This is a genomic window from Tsukamurella soli, assembly GCF_039541155.1.
In the GTDB taxonomy this organism is placed as follows: domain Bacteria; phylum Actinomycetota; class Actinomycetes; order Mycobacteriales; family Mycobacteriaceae; genus Tsukamurella; species Tsukamurella soli.
This window is the reverse complement of sequence record NZ_BAABFR010000220.1, coordinates 1-2003: the sequence shown is the minus strand read 5'-3', so window position 1 is coordinate 2003 and position 2003 is coordinate 1. Positions and strand designations below refer to the sequence as shown.

1 protein-coding gene and 1 pseudogene are annotated in these 2003 nt (G+C 74.2%); one reads left to right on the top strand and one right to left on the bottom strand.

All coding sequences use genetic code 11. The annotated features are described in order from the left end of the window. A partial coding sequence (locus ABD908_RS27190; RefSeq protein ID WP_345002002.1) for a xylulokinase occupies window positions 1–1239 on the bottom strand: 1239 nt, incomplete at its 3' end. Window positions 1240–1276: 37 nt separating this feature from the next. Between ABD908_RS27190 and coaE the strand changes: the two are divergent. Next, a pseudogene (coaE, locus tag ABD908_RS27185) lies at window positions 1277–1963 on the top strand (dephospho-CoA kinase); the annotation flags it as partial. Window positions 1964–2003 lie beyond the last annotated feature (40 nt).

The following is a 2003-nucleotide window of genomic DNA, read 5'->3' as shown; positions in this document are numbered from 1 at the left end:
CTCGCCGTCGGCGGGCACCGTCACCGTCCGGCCGAGGACCGCGGGGGCGATCGCGCGCACCGCGCCGGAGCGGGAGCCACCGCCCACCAACAGGATCCGATCGATGCGCGCGCCCTGCGAGGTCACCGCGTCCAGGCAGTAGGCGATCGAGCACAGCAGGCCCTCGACCGCGGCGCGGGCGATGTTGGCGGGGGTGAGGTTCGCGCCCGTCATGCCGTGCAGCGAGCCCGACGCCCCGGGAAGGTTGGGAGAGCGCTCGCCGGCGAGGTAGGGCACGAACGACAGGCCGCCGGCGCCCGGCTCCGCGGATGTTGCGAGCCGGGAGAACTCGCCCAGGTCCACCCCGAGCGCCCGCGCCGCCGCGGCCAGTACCGGGGCGCCGTTGAGCGTGCACACGAGGGGGAGATGGTGCCCGGTGGCGTCGGCGAAGCCCGCCACGATGCCGGACGGGTCGCGCGGGGGAGTGTCGGTCACCACGCTGACCACGCCCGAGGTGCCGAGGGACACCACCGCGTCGCCCGGCTGCGCGTCCAGACCCAGTGCCGCGGCGGCGTTGTCGCCCGCGCCGGGCCCGAGCAGGGTGTCCGTGCCCGCGACGGTGCCGGCGGCCTCGCCCGGCCCGAGTACTCGGGGCAGCGTGGGCGCCCGCCGGCGCAGTGCGAGTTCGAGCAGGTCGGGCCGGTACCGCCCGGTACCCGCGGAGAAGTAGCCGGTCCCGGACGCGTCGCTGCGGTCGGTCGCGATCGCGTCCAGCCCCGGCGCGCCGGCCAGCTGCCAGGTCAGCCAGTCGTGCGGCAGGCACACCGCCGCGGTCCGATCGGCGTGGGCGGGCTCGTGATCGGCGAGCCACCGCAGCTTGCTGACGGTGACCGCCGCGACCGGCACCACGCCCACCGCCTCGGCCCAGGCGTCGGGCCCGCCGAGCTCGGCGACCAGCCGGTCGGCGGCGTCCGCGGAGCGGACGTCGTTCCACAGCAACGCGTCCCGCACACCGGCACCGTCGGCGTCCAGGCACACCATGCCGTGCTGCTGACCACCCACGGCCACCGCGGCCACATCGTCCAGCCCACCCGCGGCCGCCGTGGCGCAGTGCAGTGCCGCCCACCATCGCTGCGGGTCGACCTCGGTGCCCGGCGGGTGTGGAGCGGAGGCGGAGCGCACCACCGCGCCTGATTCCGCGTCGCACACCAGCACCTTGCAGGACTGGGTGGACGAGTCGATTCCAGCGACGAGTGGCATCCGGCCATCGTCCCAGAGCGGGCCGTAGTCTGTACCGGTGATTCGGATCGGACTGACGGGCGGCATCGGCGCGGGCAAGTCGACGGTGGCGCGGGAGCTCGAGACGCTCGGCGCGGTGATCGTGGACGGCGACAAGATCGCCCGCGAGGTCGTCGAACCCGGGACACCGGGGCTGGCGGCTCTCGTGGAGGCGTTCGGGGAGCGGGTCCTCGCCGCCGACGGTAGCCTCAACCGGCCCGCGCTCGCGGCCATCGCCTTCGCCGACGACGAGTCGCGCAAGACACTCAACGCCATCACCCACCCGCTGGTCGGCGCTCGGTCGCAGGAGCTGATCACCGCCGCCGGCCCGGACGCGATCATCGTGCAGGACATCCCGCTGCTGGTGGAGAACCACGCCGGCCCGATGTTCCACCTGGTGCTGGTCGTGTGGGCAGACGCCGAGGAACGGGTGCAGCGTCTGGTGTCCCAGCGCGGCATGTCCGAGCAGGACGCCCGCGCCCGGATCGCCGCGCAGGCCACCGACGAGCAGCGTCGCGCCGCCGCCGACGTGTGGCTGGACAACTCGGGCGCCCCCGACTCGATCCTCACCGAGGTCCGCCGATTGTGGGACCACCGGATCGTGCCCTACGGCCATAACATCTCTGAGCGGCGGGCCGCCGTCGGCGCCCCCGCGCCCACCGACCCCGCCGCTCAGAGATGTTATGGCCGTAGGGCGAGATGTTGTTCGAGAAGCCCAGCTTGTTGATGTAGGCCGGGAGGCTGGT